The sequence below is a fragment of the Paenibacillus sanfengchensis genome, assembly GCF_036864765.1.
GTDB lineage: Bacteria > Bacillota > Bacilli > Paenibacillales > Paenibacillaceae > Fontibacillus > Fontibacillus sanfengchensis.
On record NZ_JBAGJC010000008.1, the window covers coordinates 263,416 to 284,110 of the forward strand.

A 20,695-nucleotide genomic window follows, 5' to 3' on the forward strand; every position below is an offset into this window, starting at 1 on the left:
GCAGGGTCGTCGCTTGACAACCTTGTTCCGACTGGGTTACTTTGGAGTTAAAAAAATAACCGGGGAGTTAGACGGAGGAGGAGAATAACCTGATGAAAGGACGCTGGGCATATCTTTTTGCGGCAGCTTTATTAACGCTGTCCATCACCGCATGTTCCTCGGGAACGGGCGGAGAGAAAGCGGCGGCGGAAAGCGACAAGGTAAGCGATTCGGTTGCGGTAAAAACCATCAAAGTCAAGAAGGAACCTTTGAATACAGTATATGATTTGTCGGGCACGCTTCAGTCCGATGATTCCGCGACGGTCTCATTCCAGGCTGGAGGCGAGGTCAAGAAAACGCGGGTTGAAGTCGGGGACACGGTCAAGGCGGGGGACGTGCTGGCGGAGCTTGACACGGAGCTGGCACAAATCCAATTGACCCAGGCCAAGAGCGGGGTGGCGCAGGCCGAGGGGCAGTTGAATGCGGCCAAAGCGGGGATCGCTTCCGCGGAAGCCCAGATTCAGGCCGCCAAGGCCAATCTCGCCGCGGTGGAAAAAGGCGCCAGCCAGCAGCAACTGGCTCAAGCGCAGAACGGCGTAAAGCAAGCCGAGGAAGCCTACAACAAAGTAAAGGCCGACGCGGAGCGGTACAGTAAACTTTACGCGGAAGGTCTGATTTCGCTGGACGACCATGAGAAATCCCAGGTTCAGCTGAAAAATGCGGAAATTACGCTGGATAACGCAAAGCAAGCTTTGTCGGAGGCCACCGAAGGCGCGACGGATGAGCAGGTACAGGCGGCGAAATCGACGGTAGATCAGGCGCAGGCCGGGAGGGGGTCGGCTTTGGCGGCGGAAGCGCAAGCGCAGGCCGGTTACAAGAACGCCTTGGCGGCCCAAGCCCAGGCGGAACTGGCCCTGTCGAAAACGAAGCTGACCGCTCCGATTTCCGGCACGGTGCTGGAGAAAAACGTGTTCGTCGGCCAAACGGCCGGAGCCGGTTCGCCGGCCTTCGTCATCGGTTCGACGCAGGCGCTTAAGGTAATGCTCCCGGTTCCCGACGATCGGATCGGCGATTGGAAGGTCGGGCAGAAGGTCGACCTGGAGCAATCCGGCAAAACCCGGACGGGCTCGGTCATTCGGATCTATCCCCAGACGAATGCGGGGACAGGCACGATTTCCGTGGAGGTGAGCGTGCCGAACCCGGAGAAGGACTGGTTCCCGGGGCAAGTCGTGAAGGCCGGACGTCAGTCCGCCGGGAAACAGGGGATTCTGGTTCCGGCCGGGGCGGTCATCAGCAACGGCCAGGAGCCCTATGTGTTCCGCGCCATGGACGGCAAGGCGGTGAAGACGCCGGTGGAGCTGGGCGGTGAAATCAGCAACAACCGGTTTCACATCACCGCCGGTCTGAAGGAAGGCGATGTGATTGTCAGGGCGGGAGCCGACGGGCTGTTTGACGGCGATGCCATCGCGGCTTCGGAGGACGTGACCCCATGATCGAATTTTTCGTCAAAAAACGCAAAATCACGCTGCTCTTTTTCACCATGCTGATTGTGTTCGGCGTCTACAGCTTTACGGGGCTGGCCAGACAGGATATGCCCGACGCCGTGGTCAAAACGGCGCTCGTGACCACGGTATACCCTGGGGCCTCCCCGGAAAAAGTGGAGCAATCCGTGACCAAAGTGCTGGAGCAGGCCATTAAGGGAGTGGAGACCGTCGATACGGTCATATCGACCTCGGGCAACGGTTATTCCAGTATTACGGTTCAGGCCTATGCCGACGCGGACGCCGAGAAGACCTGGGATCAGTTGCGCAAAAACGTGCAGGACGCCGCGGCGGATTTGCCCGTCGAGGCGCTTCAGCCGGTCGTCAATGACGATTTGGCATCGGCGTTCGTCGGCTCGTACGTCATTTACGCCAACACCCGGGAGGAGCTTTATGCCCTCAACGATACGATGATTCAATGGCGCGACCAGCTTCGCACGGTGCAGGGGGTAGCCGGGGTTGAACTCGGCGGCCTTCCGGACCGGGAAGTACGGATGCAAATCGATATGCAGAAATTGCAGCAGTACGGCATTCCGTGGGAAAAGGTCGTTCAATCCGTTCAGGCCATGAACGAGCGGGTGCCTTTGGGGGATCTGGATTTCGACAGCCGGAATTATCAACTCCTGGTGGGTAGTATCGAGGAAGTCGACGAGCTGAACGATGTGCTGATTATGCGCACGCAGAGCGGATTTCCGGTCTATCTGAAGGATGTCGGCGAAGTGGCGGTGACCCAGGCGGAAGCGGACTATTTGCCTTATTACAACGGAAAGCCCGCCCTTTTGATCAATGTGAACGCGCAGACGGGCTCGGACGTGCCTTCCATGGATAAGGCCATCACGGCCAAGTTAGATGAATTAACCAAGGATTTGCCGAAACATGTGACGTTTACCAACGCCTTTGCTCAGCTGGAAGTCGTTAACGAGATGTTCAGCCACTTGTCCCGGGAGATGCTGATCGCGATTATCGCGGTTATTATCGTTTGTACGCTGGGTCTAAACTTGCTGACATCGGCCTTCGTGGCGCTGGCGATTCCGATCTCCATCGCGCTCGGTCTGATCGTTCTGCCGATCACCGGCGTTTCGCTGAACGAGATTTCCATCGTGGGCCTGATCATCGTGCTCGGGATTCTGGTCGACGACGCCGTCGTCGTCAACGACAATATCGAGCGCAGGCTGAGCGACTTGGGGGAAAGCCCGGCGATCGCTTCCGTCAAAGGCGCAAAGGAAGTCGCCGTTTCCATTTTGACGGCCACACTGTCGACGATCTTCGCCTTCGCGCCGCTGCTGTTTCTGACCGGCGACATCGGTTCTTTTATCAAGCCGATCCCGATCGTCATCTCCAGCTCGATGCTGGCTTCCATGTTGATGTCGCTCACGATTATTCCGATTTTCCGGGAATGGCACGAGCAGCGGAGAAGCAAGAAGAACAGGAACGGGGGCGAGCCTAAGCCGCCCGGCCTGCTCGGCAGGCAGATTCAATCCATGACCCGGGCGTACTCCGGGAAGCTGATCCCGAAGGTGCTGCAAAGACCGCTGCTCACGGCGTTGGCCGGCCTTTTGATCGGCACCGCGTCGTTCGGTTTTGCGCTGCTCACCCCGGTGGACCTGTTCCCCGAGGCCGAGGATCCGAACGTAAACATCAATGTGGAGCTGCCTGTCGGCACCTCCTTCCAGGAAACCGAACGCACCGTTTCCAGCATCGCGGAGTGGGTCCGCAAACAGCCGGAAGCGGAGCTGGTCAGTTACGCCGCGGGAGGCAAGGCGCCGCAGCTGTTCTCCGATATCACCAACATGGTAAGCTCGTCGCCGACTGTCGGCCAAATTGCCGTCGTGGGCAAGGAAGGCGAGTTCGATTTGAAGGAGACGGTGGATACGTGGCAGAAGACATTGGAGAAGCAGTATCCGGCGGCGAAGATTTCCCTGAACATCCCGAGAATGGGGATACCGGTCGGCGCGGCCGTCTCGATCCGGATCGCCGGAGAGGATCTGGATGAGCTGCAGTCCTTGTCCCAGCAGGTAAAAGAGAAGATCGCCAAAGTGGAAGGGACCACGGGAATCAAGGACAACTTTGGAAACCAGAGCTATACCCTGGAGTTCGAGGTCGACAAGGAAGCGATGAACCAGCACCTCGTGGACTACAAGACACTGACCCAGACGCTGCGCCTGATGGGGGACGGGCTGGATATCGGCGACTTTGACACGGGCGAACAGATCATTGATGTTAACCTCTATATGAAAAATAACAACGGCGACCCCAGCGATTTGTTCCAGCAGATGAATATAACGAACGCGCAGGGGATGCAAGTGCCACTGTCGCAAATTGCGGAATTGAAGCCTTCCTTCGCCATCCAGAAAATTCAGCACTACAATCTGGTGCGGACCGTAACGGTCGAGGCGGATGCGAAGGGAAAAACGGCGACCGAGCTGAACACCGAAATCCGCGCCATGCTGGCGGATATGCCATTCCCGGACGGCTATACCTGGGAGCTTGGCGGGGAAACCTCCGACCAGTCGGAAATCTTTGCCGATTTGGGCAGCCTGTTTATTATCGTCGTCTTCCTGATTCTGCTCCTGATTACAGTGCAATTCTATTCGTTGTCGGCACCGGTTATCATTATGACGACGGTCTATCTGGCCGCCGCGGGCGGGGTGATCGGGATCTTCATATCCGGTTCCTCAATCGGCTTCATGAGCATCATGGGCATCATCTCCCTGGCCGGTATCGTCGTACGGAACGGCATTGTCCTGATCGAGTTCATCGAGGAAGCCCGCCGGGAGGGCGTGGAATTGAAGGAGGCCATCATCGAGGCCACCGCCGCCCGGTTCCGGCCGATTCTGCTCACGTCGCTGACCGCGATCATCGGGATGCTGCCGCTGGCTATTTCGGGAAGCATCCTGTTCCGGCCTATGGCATACACGATTATTTTCGGGCTGATGTTCTCGACGATCTTAACCCTGGTCGTTGTTCCTTCGCTTTATATGGTTGTAGCGCTCTACAAAATCAAGCGCCAGGAGCGTAAAGCGAACAAGTCCGGCGTTAAACCCGGCACCGATGTGCCGCAGAATCCGCTTTCCATGTAGATCCATCTTCCATGAACGGACCGGGAGTTCTTCCCGGTTCGGCCTTTTTGGCGGAAATCCAAATTGAAAGGACCAGGTACTGTGGACAAGAAAACCCTAATCATTCAGACAGCGATTAGGCTATTTGCGGAGAAAGGATATGCTTTTACGACGGTGGACGAAATCGCGAAGGCTTGCGGGATGACCAAACCGTCCCTTTACAAGTATTTTCCCGGAAAAGAGGATCTGCTGCTGGCCGCGATGGCGATGCTCTCCGAGGAACTCGAAGGTAAGGTTCACCAGCTGTACCGAAAAGCCGGCTTGTCGAAAAACAACCGGATTATCAAGCTGATCGTGATTTTTCTGGAGTATATTTTTAACCACCGGACCTACATGGTATTGTTTGTCGAGCCGCTGATTCCGCTTTATGAAAATGAAGATATCCAGAACGCCTTTATGGTCATTGAACGCAAACTGTTTATGTGGTTCCAGGACAGTATCCTCGATTTGTACGGGAAAGAGGTCGAGGATTATGCGACGGATGTGACCTTTATCGCCAGCAGTTTGCTGTTGGATTACATTCGGGTGGTTGGCCCGAACCTTTCCCGTGAGCACTGCTACAGGTTGGCAACCTATGTGGAAAACGTGATTGGCGTCCTGGTCGAGGGGTGGAAAATCCGCAAGCCCGAAATGCCGCTTTTGTTCGAAACCCCTTCCTGGGTGATGAACTGCCGCTCAGAGGAGATGACCCCGGTGCTGCGTTTCCGTCAACTGCAGAAATCGTTCCACCAGATGGAACTCATAGTGAAGAATCACGATTCGCTGAACGAAACGGAAAAGGAAGATTATCTGGAAGCGATCGCAAAGATGAGAACGGAGTTGAACGACTCCTTGACGGAGAGCGTGGTATTCAAGGCACTGCTGATTTACCTCGAACAACTTGAAGACCTGCGCGAAGAATGCGCCAAGCTGCGGGCCTTTTTGTTCGAGCCGGATGGGCAGCCGCTTTGAGAAGCAAAAAGCAAGTCCCTTTAACGCCGTGCAAGGCGAAAGGAGACTTGCTTTTTGGCGTTTTGATCTTCTGCGCGGACGAGAGTCACTGGGTTTTGGATTTGTTGTAAATATCGAAGGCGACCGCCAGCAGCAGCACCAATCCCTTGATTCCTTGCTGCCAGTCCACGCCGAGACCGATGAGGGACATCCCGTTGTTCATGACCCCCATGACCAGTCCTCCGATAATCGCGCCATAGACGGTGCCGATCCCGCCGGTGGCCGAGGCGCCGCCGATGAAGCAGGCGGCTATGGCGTCGAGTTCGAAGTTCGTGCCGGCCTTCGGCGTCGCGGAATTCAGCCGGGCCGCAAAGATGAGGCCGGATAGGGCGGCCAAGGCTCCCATGTTCACGAACACCCAGAACGTGACCTTTTTCGTTTTAACGCCGGACAACTTGGCGGCCTTCTCATTGCCGCCGAGCGCATAAATGTGGCGTCCGGCGATCATCCGGTTCATCACGAAGGAATAGATCACGATCAAGAAGAACAGGATGACGAGAATATTGGGAATCCCATGATACGTGGCCAGCACGTAGGTAAACAGGTTAAGCACGACGACGAGCGCCGCCAGTTTGAGGCCGAAGATCCACAAAGCCTGCACCTCGAACCGGTACTTGATCCGGGTCCGCCGCTCCCGGTACTCCTGCCAGACGACGAGCAGGGAGAGGAGGATGCCCAGCACCAGGGTCAGTACGTGAAGGGAGCCGCCCCCGAGCCAGTCGGGCAGAAAACCGGAGCTGATTTTTTGAAAAGACTTCGGAAACGGCGCAATCGACTGGCCGCCCAGCACGATCATCGTCAAGCCCCGGAAGAGCAGCATCCCGGCCAAGGTGACGATAAACGCCGGGATATTCACATAAGCGACCCAAAAGCCCTGCCAGGCGCCGATCAGCGCGCCGATCAGCAGCGAGAGAATCACCGCGACGAAAGGATGGAGTTGCATATCGACCATCATAATGGCGGCCAGGGCGCCGATAAAGGCGGCGACGGAGCCGACCGACAAGTCGATATGCCCGGTAATGATCACCAGCACCATCCCGATGGCCAGGATAAGGATATAGCTGTTCTGCAAGATCAGGTTGGTGATGTTCAGCGGCTTCAGCAAAATCCCATCCGTCAAAATTTGAAATAATACCGTAATGAAGACCAGCGCGATAATCATGCCGTATTGCCGGATATTTTTTCTAAAAAGTTCGCCGATCGCTTGCATTCCGGTTACCCCCTTCCCCGTGTCATCAGTTTCATCAGCACCTCTTGCGAGGCTTCTTCGCGCTTGACTTCGCCCGTAATCCGGCCCTCGCTCATCACGTAGATTCGGTCGCACATCCCGAGAATTTCCGGCAGTTCGGACGAAATGAACAGAATGCCTTTGCCTTCATCCGCCAGTTGATGGATGATCGAGTAAATCTCATACTTGGCGCCGACATCGATGCCGCGTGTCGGTTCATCGAGGATCAGCACTTCCGGTTCCGTAAAAATCCATTTGCTCAGCACGACCTTTTGCTGATTTCCGCCGCTGAGATGGCCGGTTTTCTGCCAGATGCCCGGCGTCTTGATGTTCAGCCTGCGCCGGTAGTCCTCGGCGACAAGCACTTCTTCCTTCTCGTTAAGGATGCCGAACCGCGAAAGTTTGCCAAGGTTGGACAGTGTAATGTTCCGCTTGATATCGTCGATCAGCACGAGCCCGTATTGTTTGCGGTCCTCGGTCACATAAGCGAGGCGGTGGCGGATAGCCGTGGCGATATCGGTCAAATGAACCTCTTTGCCGTGCAGGAAGATCTGCCCGCGCACATACCTGCCGTAGGAGCGGCCGAACAGGCTCATCGCCAACTCGGTCCGCCCGGCGCCCATCAGCCCGGCGATGCCTACGATTTCACCGCGGCGGATATGCAGGTGGATATCGTCCAGGATCTTGCGGTCCGCTTGCTGGTGGTGTCTGACTTCCCAGCCTTTCACCTCGAAAATCGTCTCCCCGTCCCGCTTGGACGTCCGCTCGGGATAGCGCTGTGTCAGATCGCGGCCGACCATGCCTTTGATAATCAGGTCCTCCGTAACCGGCTCCTCTTCCATGCGCAGCGTTTGGATCGTTTGGCCGTCGCGGAGAATCGTGATAGCGTCAGCCACTTTTTCGATTTCATTCAGCTTATGGGAGATGAGGATCGAAGCGATCCCTTGATGCTTCAGTTCGACGATCAGCCTAAGCAGGTTTTCGCTGTCGGCCTCGTTCAGCGCGGCCGTCGGTTCGTCCAAAATCAGCAGTTTTACCTTTTTGGACAGCGCCTTGGCGATTTCCACCAACTGCTGCTTGCCCACGCCAAGCTGAAGCACCGGAGCGACCGGAGACTCCCGGAGGCCGACGCGCTCAAGCAGCTCCCTGGTCCGTACCGTCGTTTCGTGCCAGTTGATGATGCCTCTATTAGCCTGTTCGTTGCCGAGAAAGATGTTCTCCGCGATGGACAGGTAAGGAATCAGAGCAAGCTCCTGGTGGATAATCACGATACCGAGGCTCTCGCTTTGCTTGATATCTTTGAACTCACAGGTTTGGTCTTTAAAAATAATGTCGCCCTCATACGTGCCGTAAGGGTATACGCCGCTGAGCACCTTCATCAGCGTAGATTTTCCGGCTCCGTTCTCCCCGCAGAGCGCGTGGATTTCGCCTTCCCGAACCTGCAAATGGACTTGGGACAGCGCTTTGACGCCGGGAAAGGTCTTGGTGATGCCTCTCATCTCCAAAATATGCTGGCTCATCGGTCGTCACCCCGCCTCAAAGGCCAAGCTCTTCGTTGGTGTAATAGCCGCTCTCGACCAGAACACTTTTCACGTTGTCTTTATCCACCGATTTGGGTTCCAGGAGGTAGGAGGGCACCACTTTAGCTCCGTTATCGTAGGTTTCGGTATCGTTAACCTCGGCCTCCGTGCCCTCAAGGATGCTTTGCGCCATGGCGACGGCCTTTTTCGCCAGCTCCCGCGTGTCCTTGAATACGGTTTGCGTCTGCTCCCCGGCCAGGATCGACTTGATGGAAGCCAATTCGGCGTCCTGGCCGGTAACGATGGGCAGCGGCTTGTCGCCCGATCCGTAACCGACGCCTTTTAGGGAGGACAGGATGCCGATGCTGATCCCGTCATAAGGCGAAAGGACGGCGTCCACGTTTTCTGTCGCATAGTGGGCGCTTAGCAGGTTATCCATCCGCGACTGAGCGGTAGCCCCATCCCAGCGGAGCGTGGCCACCTGTTCCATTTTCGTCTGACCGCTGCGGACGACGAGCTTTCCGGAATCGAGGTAAGGCTGAAGTACGGACATGGCTCCGTCAAAGAAAAAATAGGCGTTGTTGTCGTCCGGCGATCCGCCGAACAGCTCGATGTTAAACGGGCCCTTCCCCTCTTTAAGCCCGAGTTTTTCCTCAATATAAGAGGCCTGCTGAACGCCGACCTTAAAGTTATCGAACGTGGCGTAATAGTCCACATGCTCGCTGTTCATGATCAGGCGGTCGTAGGCGATGACCTTGATCCCTTCATCATGGGCTTTCTGCAGCACATCGGTCAGCGCCGCTCCGTCAATGGAGGCGATGACGAGGATTTTGACGCCCTTGGTGATCATATTTTCGATCTGCGAAACCTGGTTTTCCACCACATCCTCGCCATACTGCAAGTCCGTCCCGTAGCCCAGCTTCTCAAATTCCTTGACCATGTTGTTTCCGTCATTGACCCAGCGCTCCGAGGATTTCGTCGGCATGGCGATGCCGACCGTCCCCTTTTCCCCGCCGGAGCCGCCGCTTGATCCGGAGCTCCCGCCGGGCCCGCTTTCCGTTTTGCCTCCCGCCCCGCCGCAGGCGGTCAATAAGGCCAGCAAGGCGCAGGCCAGAAGCAGAGACGTCCATTTTTTCATCATTCGATCTCCCCCTTGGGTGGAATGGAATACAATTTCGCATTCGCCAATGAATGCGTTTGCAGTTTTCATGACCGAGTATAGCAACGGGGGAGCGTCGCGTATTTATACGGAATTTACTCTTTTTATAAAAAATTAACTTTTCTCGCCCTTCCGGAATTGCAGCGGCGAAACGCCCGTCGTCCGTTTGAACGCCGTACTGAAATAATGCTGGGTTTCGTAGCCGACCCGCTCGGCGATTTCATGGATCGCCAGTTCCGTGGCGTGGAGCAGCTGAATGGCTTTGCGCATCCGCAGCCGGGTCAAATAGCCGTTGAAGGATACGCCGAGTTCCTGTTTGATCAGACGGCTTAAATAAACCGGGGAGGTATGCAGTTCCGCGGCGATCCGCTCCAGCGTCAAACCACGATCGGCATAATGGTCGTGGATATAGTATTTGGCCCGCCGCACCAGCGGTGAGAGCGGGGCTTCCTTCAACACGGCGCTTTTGCATTTCCGGTAAATCGCCGGAATCTCCGTCAGGTCTCCGCCGCCTTCCATGACCTCCAGATCGACGGCGATCTTCAGAAAGGTGCGCGCCGCAGGCTCGATCCGGCGGAAGGCGGCTTCGGCTGGAGCGGAAGCATCCCACAGCAGGATGACCACAAACCCGAAGGGGTCGCGATAAATGGCTTTCGGGTAAGGGGTGAGCAGTTCGGCGGCGATATTTTCCACGGCGTAGAGATAAAGCTGCCGCTCCTGCTCCTTCAAGGCCGGCTGAGGCAGTATCGCTTCCCGCAGCCGGATCACGCCAAGCAGGGCGGGGGGGAGGACGGGAAGGTTCAGAAACTCCAAATGCTCCGCAATTTCATCCGCGTCCATATGGCCGCCCATCCATTCCTGGCAGAACCGCTCCCGCAGGAGCGGGTAGTTTCGGGAAAACTGCCGGGAAGCCGTTTCCAGTTGCTGCTGCCGGTCGGCTTCCTGCTCCAGTTCCCCGCGGACCTGACGCAGCACGCGTTCCAGTTGGGCCGGATTGGCTGGCTTGAGGATATAGTCTTTGACCTGGAGGCGGATGGCCTTCTGGGCGTAAGCAAATTCATCATGCCCGGTAATAATGATGATTTTGCAGGCAGGGAGCTGTTCTCTTAACTTCTCCATTAAACCGATGCCGTCCAGAATCGGCATGTTCAGATCGACGAGCACGATCTGCACGCCATGCCGCAGCGCCAGTTCGAGCGCTTCTTCGCCATCCTCGGCCTCCGCGACGACCCGCATCCCGAGTTCCGACCAGCGGACGCTTTCCCGGATGCCTTCGCGGATAATGGCTTCGTCGTCGGCGATCAGCACCTTGCAGTCGGGGAGCGCGGTCCCCGGATTGTTATTCGCCATCTTCGCCAGCTCCTTTCGCTAGTAGGGGTTCCGTTAGGATAGGGTGCGTTACTGTAACAGTCGTACCTTCGCCTTCCTCGCTCTCGACCGAGATTCCGTAGGGGTTCCCAAAGGTCAGGGCGATTCGGGCCTGCACATTGAGCATGCCATAGCCATTTCCCCCGGCGGGGCCAGGTTCGGAGGCAGCCCCCGCCGGTTCGGCCGTTCCGGCAGCGGCCAATGAGCGGCGGAGCGCAAGCAGCCGTTCGGCATTCATGCCTTTTCCGTCATCCCGGACGGTGAGCTCAAGCCCGCCGTTTCGCACGCTCCCCCGAATTTCCACCCTGCCCGGTCCGCGCCGTTCCTTAATGCCGTGGTAGATGGCATTTTCGACGATCGGCTGGAGAATCAGTTTCAACACATAGGCTCCTTGCACACGGGGATCGATGTCGATGGAATAGCTGAGCTTGTTTTGGTAACGCACCTGCTGAATCTGCAAATAGCTGCGGATATGCTCGATCTCATCGTTCAGCGGAATGATGTCGTTCCCTTTGCTGAGACCGATCCGGAACAGCTTGGACAGGGACTCGGCCAATTGCGCGATATCTTCGGCTCCTTTGCGCCGGGCCATCCAGTGAATCGTATCTAGCGTATTGTATAGAAAATGCGGCTTGATATGAGCTTGCAGGCTGCGCAGTTCCGCCTCCCGCTTTTGCCTCTCCTGCCGCTCCGTCAGCTTGATCAGGCGGTTGATCTGCTGCAGCATCGCGTTGAACTTCCGGCCCAGCAGCCCGATTTCATCGGAGCGGTTGCCCCAGTGGCGGACGGTCAGGTCGCCGGCCTGGGCTTTTTGCATAAAGGACATCAGCTGTCCGATCGGTCTGGACAGGGAATAGGCCAAATAGAAGGAGGCGGTCATCCCGAGCAGACAGACGAAGAAAACGAAGCTGACGATCGAAAAACGGATTTCCCGCGTCTCCGCGGCGGATTCTTTGAGTGAAAAAACACCGACCGTCGTCCATCCCGTGAAAGCGGACTCCCGATAAATAAACTGCAGCTTGCGCCCGTTCACCTCATGGGTGGACGTACCGGCTCCGGATTGGCTTTTGAGCCACGAAAGCGGAATTTTCCCGACATAGGGCTCCGGCGGCGCATAGATCATCTCGCCGCCGGGATCCAGCACCGTCAGGTAGCCGGTTTTGCCCAGTCGTACATCCTGCGCCGTCTCGGCGATAACCCGCAGCTTAAGATCGATGAGCACGACGCCCAGCGTCTCGCCGGTTTCGGGATCCAGGATGGCCCGAACGACCGAAACGACCTCGTTGTCTTTGTAACTGGCATGCGTCGTAACGTTGCGGCCGGAAGGGTGGCCTACAATTTTGAAGATGCCTTTGTTCCGGACGGCTTCCAAATACCATTCCTCCTCCGTGAGGCTTTGGTTCGGATAGCGGGCATACATTTCGTTGCTGAGGTAAGCTCCGCGGCGGTTGACAATCAGAATGCCGGCGACTTCGGAATGCAGGGTGGTGAAGCCCTGCAGAAATTTGCGGATCGCATAAGATGCCGGTTCCGCGCCGCTTTCGGGCTGTGGACTGCCGATGGCGATACGGCTACCGGTCCCGGCGGTCCCTTTTTTCAGGAAGTCCTGGACTTCGGGATTAAAAGAGATGAAATAGGTGATGTTCTGCAAATTCTCGACATAGGCCTCCAGCGTTTGGTTGACCTTCCCGATCAGCTGCAGCGTATTCTCCGTCATCCGGCGCTCAATGACGCGGTCCGCCGACCAGTTGACGAGAAAGCCCAGTCCGATCGAAGGGAGAATGCTGATCAGCAGGAAATGAAGGATCAGTTTATAGCGGATCGGCATATTGTTCATGGACATCCGCGCCAGTCCCGTTAACCGTTTATTTGGCGTAATAATCATCGACATTCCTCCGCGTCACTACCGTAATGCCGGTGTCGGTTCTCCGGGGAACGGAAGAGCCGGGATTTTGCGCCGCGGGAGGGTCATGCTTTAAGGAAAAAAGATACTGGAGCGACCAGTACCCCATATTCCAGGTACCCTGCGCCATCGTGGCCGCAATATCCCCGCTCTTGACCAGATCGAGCGTCCCTTTGTCGGTATCGAAGCCGAGTATTTTCGGCCCCGACTTTCCCCGCTTCAGGTGCTCCCGAACGGCTTCCGCAACGCCGATCCCCCCGTTGGCTTCCGTGGTGAAAATCCCGGCAATCCCGGGATCGTCGGACAAAATTTCCTCCGCGGCTTGTCTGGAGAGGAGCGGATCGCCCTTGCCGTTCTTGACGGCCATCACCTCCATCCCGGGAAACTCCCGGGAGATCGTGTCGGCGAATCCCTGGGTGCGTTCCTCATGGTTCTGCTGGCCGGGAAGCGTCACGATCGCGACCCGCCCCTGTCCCCCCGTAAGCTCGGCCATCTGCCGGGCCGCCATGACCCCGGCGCTGTAGTTATCCGTGCCGAGGAAGGAATACGCTTTGCTGCCGGGAGCGTCCGAGTCGAACAGAACGACCGGGATGCCGGCCTCCATGGCCTTATCAATCGTGGCGTTCAGCTCCAGCGGGTGAATGGCGGAAATGGCGATCCCCGCCGGCTTTTTGGCGATCGCCTGCTCAAGGACCGTAATCTGCTCATTCACGTCCCGCTGGGTGGCTCCCCGGTATTCAACGGAAACCTGAAGCGCGGAGGCGGCATCCTCAAATCCTTTCAGACTGCTTTTCCAATAATCGATGCCCATCTGAAACGTGACCATGATGTATTTTTCACCGATTTCGCCCCGAAGTCCGCCCGCCTGCCAGGACGCCTCAAGGTGGCTCTTGCTGCGGTAATCCGCCGCGTAAAGCAAAAAACATCCGATAAGCAGCACATAAATCAAACCAAGCTTTTTCATTTTGCAACCCCTTTCATCAATGTGGATAGGATGCCGCACGGGAGGGTTCCCGCCATTCCCAGCCATATCATACAGGGTTTTGCTGGGGAAACCCATCCCCTGATAAAATAGGGACAAAACGATCCAAGAAGAAAAGGAGGGGCCCCATGGAACGCGGCAGTCTGTATCGAACGGGCTTGATGGACGGAGAATTCCAACCGGAGTTTACGGCCTACTACTTTAAGCAGTGGGAAGAATGGGATATGTCGTTTCACCGCCACGACTCGACGGAGATCATGTATATTCTCTCGGGGGTATGCCGGGTCGAGGTTCGGGTGCCGGAACGCCCAAGCTCTGTGGGGATGCAGCTCAAAAAGGGCGAATTCATCCTGCTTGACGCAGGCGTCCCCCACCGGCTGATCGTCGAGGGGCACTCTCCCTGCCGGATACTGAACATCGAATTCCGGTTCGCCCCATGCAGCGGGCGGTTCCCTTCCCTTCGCCAGTGCTTGGAAGGGGCGGGCAGGGAAGTCTCGGCCATGCTGACCCGTCCGTTTTATTATCTGCTCCTGCGCGATCCCGAAGAAATCTACCGTACGCTGAAAAGTCTGGTACTGGAGCTCGACCGGCAGCATGCGGACGAAGGACCGTCGCCAATGGTGCGGCTGCTGTTCGCGGAGCTGCTGATTTCCCTGAGTCGTCTTCGCGAAGAGAATGAAAGCGGCAACCATCAGGAGATGAATTATTACGTTAAACAGTGTCTAGGGTACCTGCACGAGAATTACGATCGCGAGATCCGCGTGGAGGATGCGGCGGGGGTGGTTAACCTGCATCCAGGGTATTTGCAGCGAATCTTCAAGCTGCATACGGGCGAAACGCTTATGCAGTACCTGACCCGCTTGCGGATGGATAAAGCGGCCATGCTGCTGCTTCATACCAACATCCCGGTCGCCGACATCGCCGACTATGTGGGGGTGGGGAGCCGGCAGTATTTTCACGCATTGTTTAAAAAGCATATGGGCGCAACTCCGATCGAATACCGGAATTCCCTGCATGCTCAGAAGGTTGCGCCGGATGTGATAAGTGAGGATTTTTGACAGTAAGCCGGCGGATAAGTCAGAATCTTGATAACGCTTGCTTAGATCTCCCTGCTAAAATGGGTGGTGATAAGAGATCCCGGAAGCTGCGGGATCCGGAAGCAGATTTTAAGCTTGGGGAGGTCATGGACATGTCGTTTAAAGTGGCGTTTATTGGGGCAGGGAGCATTGGATTTACAAGAGGATTGCTTCGCGACCTGCTGGCCGTGCCGGAGTTTCAGAATATTGAGGTTGCTTTTACTGACATCAGTGAACCTAATTTGCGAATGGTGACGGAGCTGTGTCAAAGGGATATCCGGGAAAACGGATTGCCGATCACGATCCGGGCTTCGCTGGACCGCCGCGAAGCGTTGAAGAATGCGAAGTACGTCATCTGCACCATCCGCGTCGGCGGGCTGGAGGCATTCGCGACGGACGTCGATATTCCGCTGCAATACGGCGTGGATCAATGTGTCGGCGACACCCTTTGTGCCGGAGGCATTATGTACGGGCAGCGGGGGATCGCCGAGATGCTGAACATTTGCCGGGATATCCGGGAAGTGGCCGCGCCGGATGCGCTGCTGCTGAATTACGCCAACCCGATGGCGATGCTGACCTGGGCCTGCAACCAGTACGGCGGCGTGCGGACGGTCGGGCTCTGCCACGGCGTGCAGGGCGGTCACCATCAGATTGCCGAAGCTTTCGGCCTCACCAAGGAAGAAGTCGACATCATTTGCGCGGGGATCAACCATCAGACCTGGTATATCGGGATCAAGCACAACGGGGAGGACTTGACGGGCCAACTCCTGGAGGCGTTTGAGCGGCATCCGGACTTTTCCAGGACGGAGAAGGTGCGGATCGATATGCTCCGCCGGTTCGGTTACTACAGCACGGAATCCAACGGCCATTTGAGCGAGTACGTTCCCTGGTATCGCAAACGGCCGGAGGAGATTAAGGAGTGGATTGATCTCGGCAACTGGATCAACGGCGAGACCGGCGGCTACCTGCGGGTGTGTACGGAAGGGCGCAACTGGTTCGAGACGGATTTCCCGAACTGGATGAAAGAGCCGGCCCTGGCCTACAAGGCGGAGGAGCGGAGCGAGGAGCATGGCTCCTACATTATCGAGGGCCTGGAGACGGGCCGGGTGTACCGCGGCCATTTCAATGTCGTCAACCGCGGCATCATCGCCAATCTGCCGGATGACGCGGTCATTGAAGCGCCGGGCTACGTTGACGGCAACGGCATTTCCATGCCGCATGTCGGCCCCCTGCCGCTCGGCCCGGCCGCGGTGTGCAGCGCCAGCATCTCCGTGCAGCGCCTGGCGGTGGAAGCGGCCGTCCATGGCGACGACCGGCTGCTGCGCCAGGCGTTCATGATGGACCCGCTGGTCGGCGCGGTCTGCAATCCGCCGGAGATTTGGCAGATGGTCGACGACATGCTGATCGCCCAGAAAGCCTGGCTGCCGCAGTACGCGGCGGCGATTGCGGAGGCGAAGCGCCGCCGGGCCGAAGGGAAGCGGCTGCCGACCCGGGAGGGCTATGCGGGAGCGGCCCGCCTGGCGGTCAAGAGCGTAGCGGAGATGATGGAAGACCGCGAAGCGGCGAACAAGAACGCCCGCGAAGCGGACAAAGGCAAGGATCGCGCCTCCGCCGGCGCGAACTAGCACAAAAGGGGCGCCCCCGCCATCCGCTGGCCGGATGGGGGAGGGCGTCCCTTGGTTTTTCGAAGAAATTCCTGCAAATCTGCAGGAACTTTTGGGCATAGAGGCGGATACTTTCAAATTCCTGCAAATCTGCAGGAATTTTCGCCGAAATCTCCCCGGGTCAGATAAGATGCGGAAAATGCCTGCAGATTTGCATCTTTTTAATTGTGAGGCGTCTTAATCTTCCGAAATTCCTGCATTTTCGCATCTTTTTGGCACGGCGGGTACGCATGACACGGAGGGCACGTTCTGGCGAGGGGGCTTGATGAGATAATGGACTTTTGGGGCGCTATTTCGGCCTGATTCGGCTCCGGGGGAATTATAGCGGTCAAAAAGGGCCTTATTGCTCTGTCGCGGGTCTCGAAATCAGGTTTTGGCCCGCTTTTTCCAAAAATAAGACCTAAAGGACATCTATTTCACACCGGTGAGCCGAATTCGAGAAAATAGCGGCGCAAAAGGCCCTTAATCACCTGCCCGGCTTCAAAGGGAGGCTGCTAAGCCGTTAGACCTCCGCGGGTTAATGCAACGCCAGTTCCTTTCGGGGCTTTAAACGCCAGTTCCTTTCGGGGCTTTATATGAAGCCAGGCGGTTCAATAAAAATAGGGCCCTGAAATGGCGGTCTAAAAATCCGTTATTTTCTTGAAAAAGACACACCTCCCGTCAGGAGGGGGAGGTGTGGGTTTGGCTGATTCGCTTGTATTCATTGGGCGTGACGCCGACAATCCGCTTGAACAGCTTGTTGAAATAAGCCGGATCTGGATAACCGACCTCGTTACCGACTTCATGGATTTTGAGTTTGGAGGCGTCGGCCAGCAATTTTTTCGCCTTTTTGATCCGGACCTCGATCAAATAGTCGGTGATGGTCATGCCGGTCTCCTGTTTGAACAGCTTGCTCAAATAGGTCGGCGTCAGGTAAACCATGCCTGCCAGGCTGCTGAGCTCGGCCGGCTCGCCGTAATGCTCTTCGATCCACTTTTTCACGATCTCGACCGATTTGCCGCCCTGCGCCAGCCGTCCCTCGCGAATGTTCTGTAGCGTTCGGCCAAGCGTGCCGGTCAAGAGCTTTCTGAATTCGCCGAACTTAAGGGTGGCCTCCAGATACCGTTCCAGGACCTCCGGCGTTCCCGCCGCTGCCGAGTCTGCCGGGACTGCCCGGTCTTCGGAGGCAGCGGTTGCCGAAACGGCCGACGCCGATGCGGAGCCAGGCCCAGGCCCGGAGACCGGGTCCTCCCCAGCCTCGGCCGCCGGGCCTGTTGCGGCGTGCCCGAAAGCTTTGCGCCATTCGGGCAGTTCGGCCTCAGCCGTCTCGAGCACGATCCGGCAGTATTGCAGGAGCACGATCCGGGAGGCCCGGACCTGCCGGAGTTCGTCCAGCTGCCGCTCCACCGTGTGGAGCGTTTCCTGCGCGTTCAGCACCTGGATCGGCGGGGTCAACGCTTCGCGGACCGCGGCCAAAAGCCCGGCGGCCGCAGCCCCCTCGCTCAACTCCGCCTTCTCCTCGCCGAAAGTCTCGCAGCTCCAGGCCTGCTCGCGGTACATCCCCCGCTCGCAGGCCAGCTTCGCCTCGGCGAACGCCTCTCCGAGCCGGGCGGGGTCGCTGTAGCCCCGGCTGACTCCAACCAGGACGACGCCGGGGTGGGGGAACTGCCGCAGCGCGCCGGTCAGCCGGGCCGTATCCTCTGCCTGCGGCGGAGCGGCGTAGTAGCTGACCAGCGTAATCAGCTGTTCCCCGGTGTCGACGGCGTCGAACAGGTGCTGCGGCTGGCGCTGCATAAGCCCGACGCTGGAGCGAAGCGCATCCATATCGCTGCCCTTGATCACGATGACCGCAAAAAAGGGCAGGGGCAGCGCCAATTCCGGGAGCTTCGGGCAGAGGGAAGGGGAGCTTTTCATATAGGAAATCAGGAGACCCGAGCGGAGCTGCAGGTTTTTGCCGAGCCGGACCGCTTTGTCCTCGTCCAGTTTTTGAAGCAGCTCGAGCAGTTGCTTTTTGTTGATCGGCTTAAGCAAATAATCCACCGCGGAATACCGCAGGGCCTGCCTGGCATATTCAAAGTCCGTAAACCCGCTCATAATAATGCAGCGGGTCTCCGGCTTCACCGCCTTGATCTCCTTGATCAACTCCAGTCCGTCCATCAACGGCATGCGTATATCGGTAATTACGACATCGAGCTGTTCCGCTCTGGCGAATTCCAACGCTTCCTGTCCATTGGAAAACGTGCCGATGACCTCGTATTGTTCGCTTTCCCGGCGGATGATTTTCCCCAGCCCTTCGCGAATGGAAGTTTCATCGTCGACGATGGCGATACGAAGCATGACAATCCCTCCTTTACTCCTGTGCCCATGGGCTCGTCAGCTCCAGCGTCGTCGTCGGACCGTTCCCGAGAAGTCCGGCGATCCGCAGCGTGACGGTCGTTCCTTCGCCGGGCCTGCTGTCCACGATCATACTGGAGCTTTCCCCGTAATACAAACGCAAACGTTCATTGACATTGCGCAATCCGATGCCAAATTTGTCGATTTTACCGTCGCTCAGGCTTTCGTTCAGCGAAGCGAGCCGTTCCTCGCTCATGCCTACGCCGTCATCCTGTACCGAAAACAGGACATCCTCGTTCTGGGCCCAGCCCCGGATCGTGATGGTGCCGGCTTCCTCCTGTTTTTCCAGGCCGTGAAACATGGCGTTCTCGACAACCGGCTGAAAAACGAGCTTGATCAGCGGCAAATACATGTAGGCTTCGGGGACGCTGAAGCGGTAGCTGATCTTGCCCGGAAACCGGATTTGCAGCAGTTTGAGGTAATTCTCGACATGTTCAAGCTCCTGATGAACCGTGACGATCTCATCGCTGCGGGTTATGCTGTAGCGAAGAAGCTGACCCAACAGGTAGGTCAGCTCGGCCACCTGATCGTCATCGTTCAGCTCGGCCAGCATGCGGATGGATTCCAGCGTGTTATATATAAAATGCGGGTTAATCTGGTTTTGCAGGGCCAGCATATCCGCCTTTTGTTTGCTTTTTTCCGTTTCGTACACTTCCTGAAGCAGGTCCCGGATTCGTCCGATCATCCGGTTGAAATGGCTGCCCAGCATGCCGATCTCATCATTGTATTTGACATTGACGAATACGTCCAGCTTGCCGCGCTGCACTTGCTTCATGAGCTGCACCGTCCGCTTCAGCGGCTTGGTCAGCGCGTACGAAATGATGATGGCGACCAGCAGGGCGAATCCGATAATGGATAGCGCCATAATCAGCATGGTGTTGCGGGATTGCTTCATCGGTGCGAGCAGTTCTTCCAGCGGAATGGATACGATGGTTTTCCATCCGGTTTGGCCGGAGACCGTATACACCGCCATATAAGGTTTGCCTTCGATTTCAAGGCGAAAGCTTCCCTTGGTCCCTGTCGCCTGGGCTAAAAGCGGACTCCCCGTTAAATCCTTCCCCAGTTCACCCTGGTTCTCGTTATATACGACGCGCCCCCGTTCATCCACGATCAGGGCATTCCCGTGAGTCACATCGTTAAGGGGGGTAATGATTTCCTTGAACAGACTGATATCCACGTCGATGGCAATGATTCCGATGTCTTGAAGCGTACTTACCGACTGGATGGAGCGCATCACGGTGAACACCTGGCGATGCGCGGATCCGTTGACCCGAATGGAGCGCGTCCCCGTCAGGGCGGGGGCCAGCCCCGCTTCCCGCGTCCGTTCACGCCATTCGGCCAGCCTTTCCTGGGGATAGAGCTGATCCAATCCCGGTTTGTTATAGTAGAAAATCGAATCGTAGTGGTCCGTCATATAAACCGCGGATATTTCCTCTTTAGTGTTGGTCAGATACATGAGGAACATGTTGACGGCCGAGCTTTTGTCCCAATCGGTGCCCTTTTGGTCCAGATATTTTTGAACGTCTTTGTTATAGAGCGGCAGTATAGTATAACGTTTGAGGTCCGCAATATACCTATCGACTTTGTCCATCGCATTGTCGGTCAATTGCCCCGCCGAGGTCGTGGCACTGGTCAACACTACGCTGGAGTTGGCACGGTAGGAAGCATAGCTGACATAAGTGATCGGCAGGGAAATCAGGAAAATGAAAATGACCACAAGCTTTTTCTGCATTGACAGGTTGGCGAAAAACATCCAGCATGTTCGGAATAAATGGCGGATTCTCTTCATGATG

Annotated in this window: 13 protein-coding genes; 5 read left to right on the forward strand and 8 right to left on the reverse strand. The window is 56.9% G+C overall.

Translation table 11 applies throughout. The features are described from left to right. Nucleotides 1-92 precede the first annotated feature (92 nt). From V4U84_RS18515 to V4U84_RS18525, 3 genes are all read left to right on the forward strand, one after another. A complete protein-coding gene (locus V4U84_RS18515; RefSeq protein WP_334077679.1) occupies nt 93-1,472 on the forward strand; it encodes an efflux RND transporter periplasmic adaptor subunit in 1,380 nt (459 codons plus the stop codon). Continuing rightward, nucleotides 1,469-4,600 (forward strand): efflux RND transporter permease subunit, encoded by a 3,132-nt coding sequence (locus V4U84_RS18520; protein ID WP_334077680.1) that lies wholly within the window; start codon nt 1,469-1,471, stop codon nt 4,598-4,600. Before V4U84_RS18515 ends, V4U84_RS18520 begins: the two co-directional genes overlap by 4 nt. An 81-nt stretch (nt 4,601-4,681) precedes the next feature. Next, nucleotides 4,682-5,590, forward strand: a complete 909-nt coding sequence (locus V4U84_RS18525) for a TetR/AcrR family transcriptional regulator (RefSeq protein ID WP_334077681.1) — start codon at nt 4,682-4,684, stop codon at nt 5,588-5,590. Nucleotides 5,591-5,675: 85 nt separating this feature from the next. On the opposite strand, the gene mmsB is transcribed toward V4U84_RS18525, so the two are convergent. From mmsB to V4U84_RS18555, 6 genes are all read right to left on the reverse strand, one after another. Then, on the reverse strand, nt 5,676-6,839 hold the full coding sequence (mmsB, locus tag V4U84_RS18530; protein ID WP_334077682.1) for a multiple monosaccharide ABC transporter permease: 1,164 nt from the start codon (nt 6,837-6,839) through the stop codon (nt 5,676-5,678). A gap of 5 nt (nt 6,840-6,844) precedes the next feature. Then, nucleotides 6,845-8,377 (reverse strand): multiple monosaccharide ABC transporter ATP-binding protein, encoded by a 1,533-nt coding sequence (mmsA, locus tag V4U84_RS18535; RefSeq protein ID WP_334077683.1) that lies wholly within the window; start codon nt 8,375-8,377, stop codon nt 6,845-6,847. 16 nt (nt 8,378-8,393) lie between these two features. Beyond that, entirely contained in the window at nt 8,394-9,515 is a 1,122-nt protein-coding gene (gene chvE, locus V4U84_RS18540) for a multiple monosaccharide ABC transporter substrate-binding protein (RefSeq protein ID WP_334074374.1), read from the reverse strand. Nucleotides 9,516-9,650: 135 nt separating this feature from the next. Then, nucleotides 9,651-10,886 (reverse strand): response regulator, encoded by a 1,236-nt coding sequence (locus V4U84_RS18545; RefSeq protein WP_334077684.1) that lies wholly within the window; start codon nt 10,884-10,886, stop codon nt 9,651-9,653. Next, nucleotides 10,876-12,789: a cache domain-containing sensor histidine kinase gene (locus tag V4U84_RS18550; RefSeq protein WP_334077685.1), complete on the reverse strand. Its 1,914-nt coding sequence runs from the start codon at nt 12,787-12,789 to the stop codon at nt 10,876-10,878. The genes V4U84_RS18545 and V4U84_RS18550 overlap by 11 nt, the downstream gene beginning before the upstream one ends. After that, the gene (locus V4U84_RS18555) at nt 12,770-13,771 is read right to left on the reverse strand and encodes a substrate-binding domain-containing protein (protein ID WP_334077686.1); all 1,002 of its coding nucleotides are present in this window, start codon (nt 13,769-13,771) and stop codon (nt 12,770-12,772) included. Before V4U84_RS18555 ends, V4U84_RS18550 begins: the two co-directional genes overlap by 20 nt. Nucleotides 13,772-13,917: 146 nt before the next feature. On the opposite strand from V4U84_RS18555, the gene V4U84_RS18560 reads away from it, so the two are divergent. Then, on the forward strand, nt 13,918-14,847 hold the full coding sequence (locus tag V4U84_RS18560) for an AraC family transcriptional regulator (RefSeq protein ID WP_334074306.1): 930 nt from the start codon (nt 13,918-13,920) through the stop codon (nt 14,845-14,847). Between the two features lie 131 nt (nt 14,848-14,978). Then, a complete protein-coding gene (melA, locus tag V4U84_RS18565) occupies nt 14,979-16,490 on the forward strand; it encodes an alpha-glucosidase/alpha-galactosidase (protein WP_334077687.1) in 1,512 nt (503 codons plus the stop codon). Between the two features lie 699 nt (nt 16,491-17,189). On the opposite strand, the gene V4U84_RS18570 is transcribed toward melA, so the two are convergent. Together V4U84_RS18570 and V4U84_RS18575 are read right to left on the reverse strand one after the other, a co-directional pair. Next, on the reverse strand, nt 17,190-18,845 hold the full coding sequence (locus tag V4U84_RS18570) for a response regulator (protein WP_334074308.1): 1,656 nt from the start codon (nt 18,843-18,845) through the stop codon (nt 17,190-17,192). 13 nt (nt 18,846-18,858) lie between these two features. Continuing rightward, complete coding sequence (locus V4U84_RS18575) at nt 18,859-20,691, reverse strand: cache domain-containing sensor histidine kinase (RefSeq protein ID WP_334077688.1); 1,833 nt, start codon at nt 20,689-20,691, stop codon at nt 18,859-18,861. Nucleotides 20,692-20,695: the final 4 nt, after the last annotated feature.

Bases quoted from the DNA above. Each gene is read 5' to 3' on its own strand.
- V4U84_RS18515 (WP_334077679.1), top strand. From the start codon at position 93: ATGAAAGGACGCTGGGCATATCTTTTTGCGGCAGCTTTATTAACGCTG.
- V4U84_RS18520 (WP_334077680.1), top strand. From the start codon at position 1,469: ATGATCGAATTTTTCGTCAAAAAACGCAAAATCACGCTGCTCTTTTTC.
- mmsB (WP_334077682.1), bottom strand. From the start codon at position 6,839: ATGCAAGCGATCGGCGAACTTTTTAGAAAAAATATCCGGCAATACGGC.
- mmsA (WP_334077683.1), bottom strand. From the start codon at position 8,377: ATGAGCCAGCATATTTTGGAGATGAGAGGCATCACCAAGACCTTTCCC.
- chvE (WP_334074374.1), bottom strand. From the start codon at position 9,515: ATGAAAAAATGGACGTCTCTGCTTCTGGCCTGCGCCTTGCTGGCCTTA.
- V4U84_RS18545 (WP_334077684.1), bottom strand. From the start codon at position 10,886: ATGGCGAATAACAATCCGGGGACCGCGCTCCCCGACTGCAAGGTGCTG.
- V4U84_RS18550 (WP_334077685.1), bottom strand. From the start codon at position 12,789: ATGATTATTACGCCAAATAAACGGTTAACGGGACTGGCGCGGATGTCC.
- V4U84_RS18555 (WP_334077686.1), bottom strand. From the start codon at position 13,771: ATGAAAAAGCTTGGTTTGATTTATGTGCTGCTTATCGGATGTTTTTTG.
- V4U84_RS18560 (WP_334074306.1), top strand. From the start codon at position 13,918: ATGGAACGCGGCAGTCTGTATCGAACGGGCTTGATGGACGGAGAATTC.
- melA (WP_334077687.1), top strand. From the start codon at position 14,979: ATGTCGTTTAAAGTGGCGTTTATTGGGGCAGGGAGCATTGGATTTACA.
- V4U84_RS18570 (WP_334074308.1), bottom strand. From the start codon at position 18,845: ATGCTTCGTATCGCCATCGTCGACGATGAAACTTCCATTCGCGAAGGG.
- V4U84_RS18575 (WP_334077688.1), bottom strand. From the start codon at position 20,691: ATGAAGAGAATCCGCCATTTATTCCGAACATGCTGGATGTTTTTCGCC.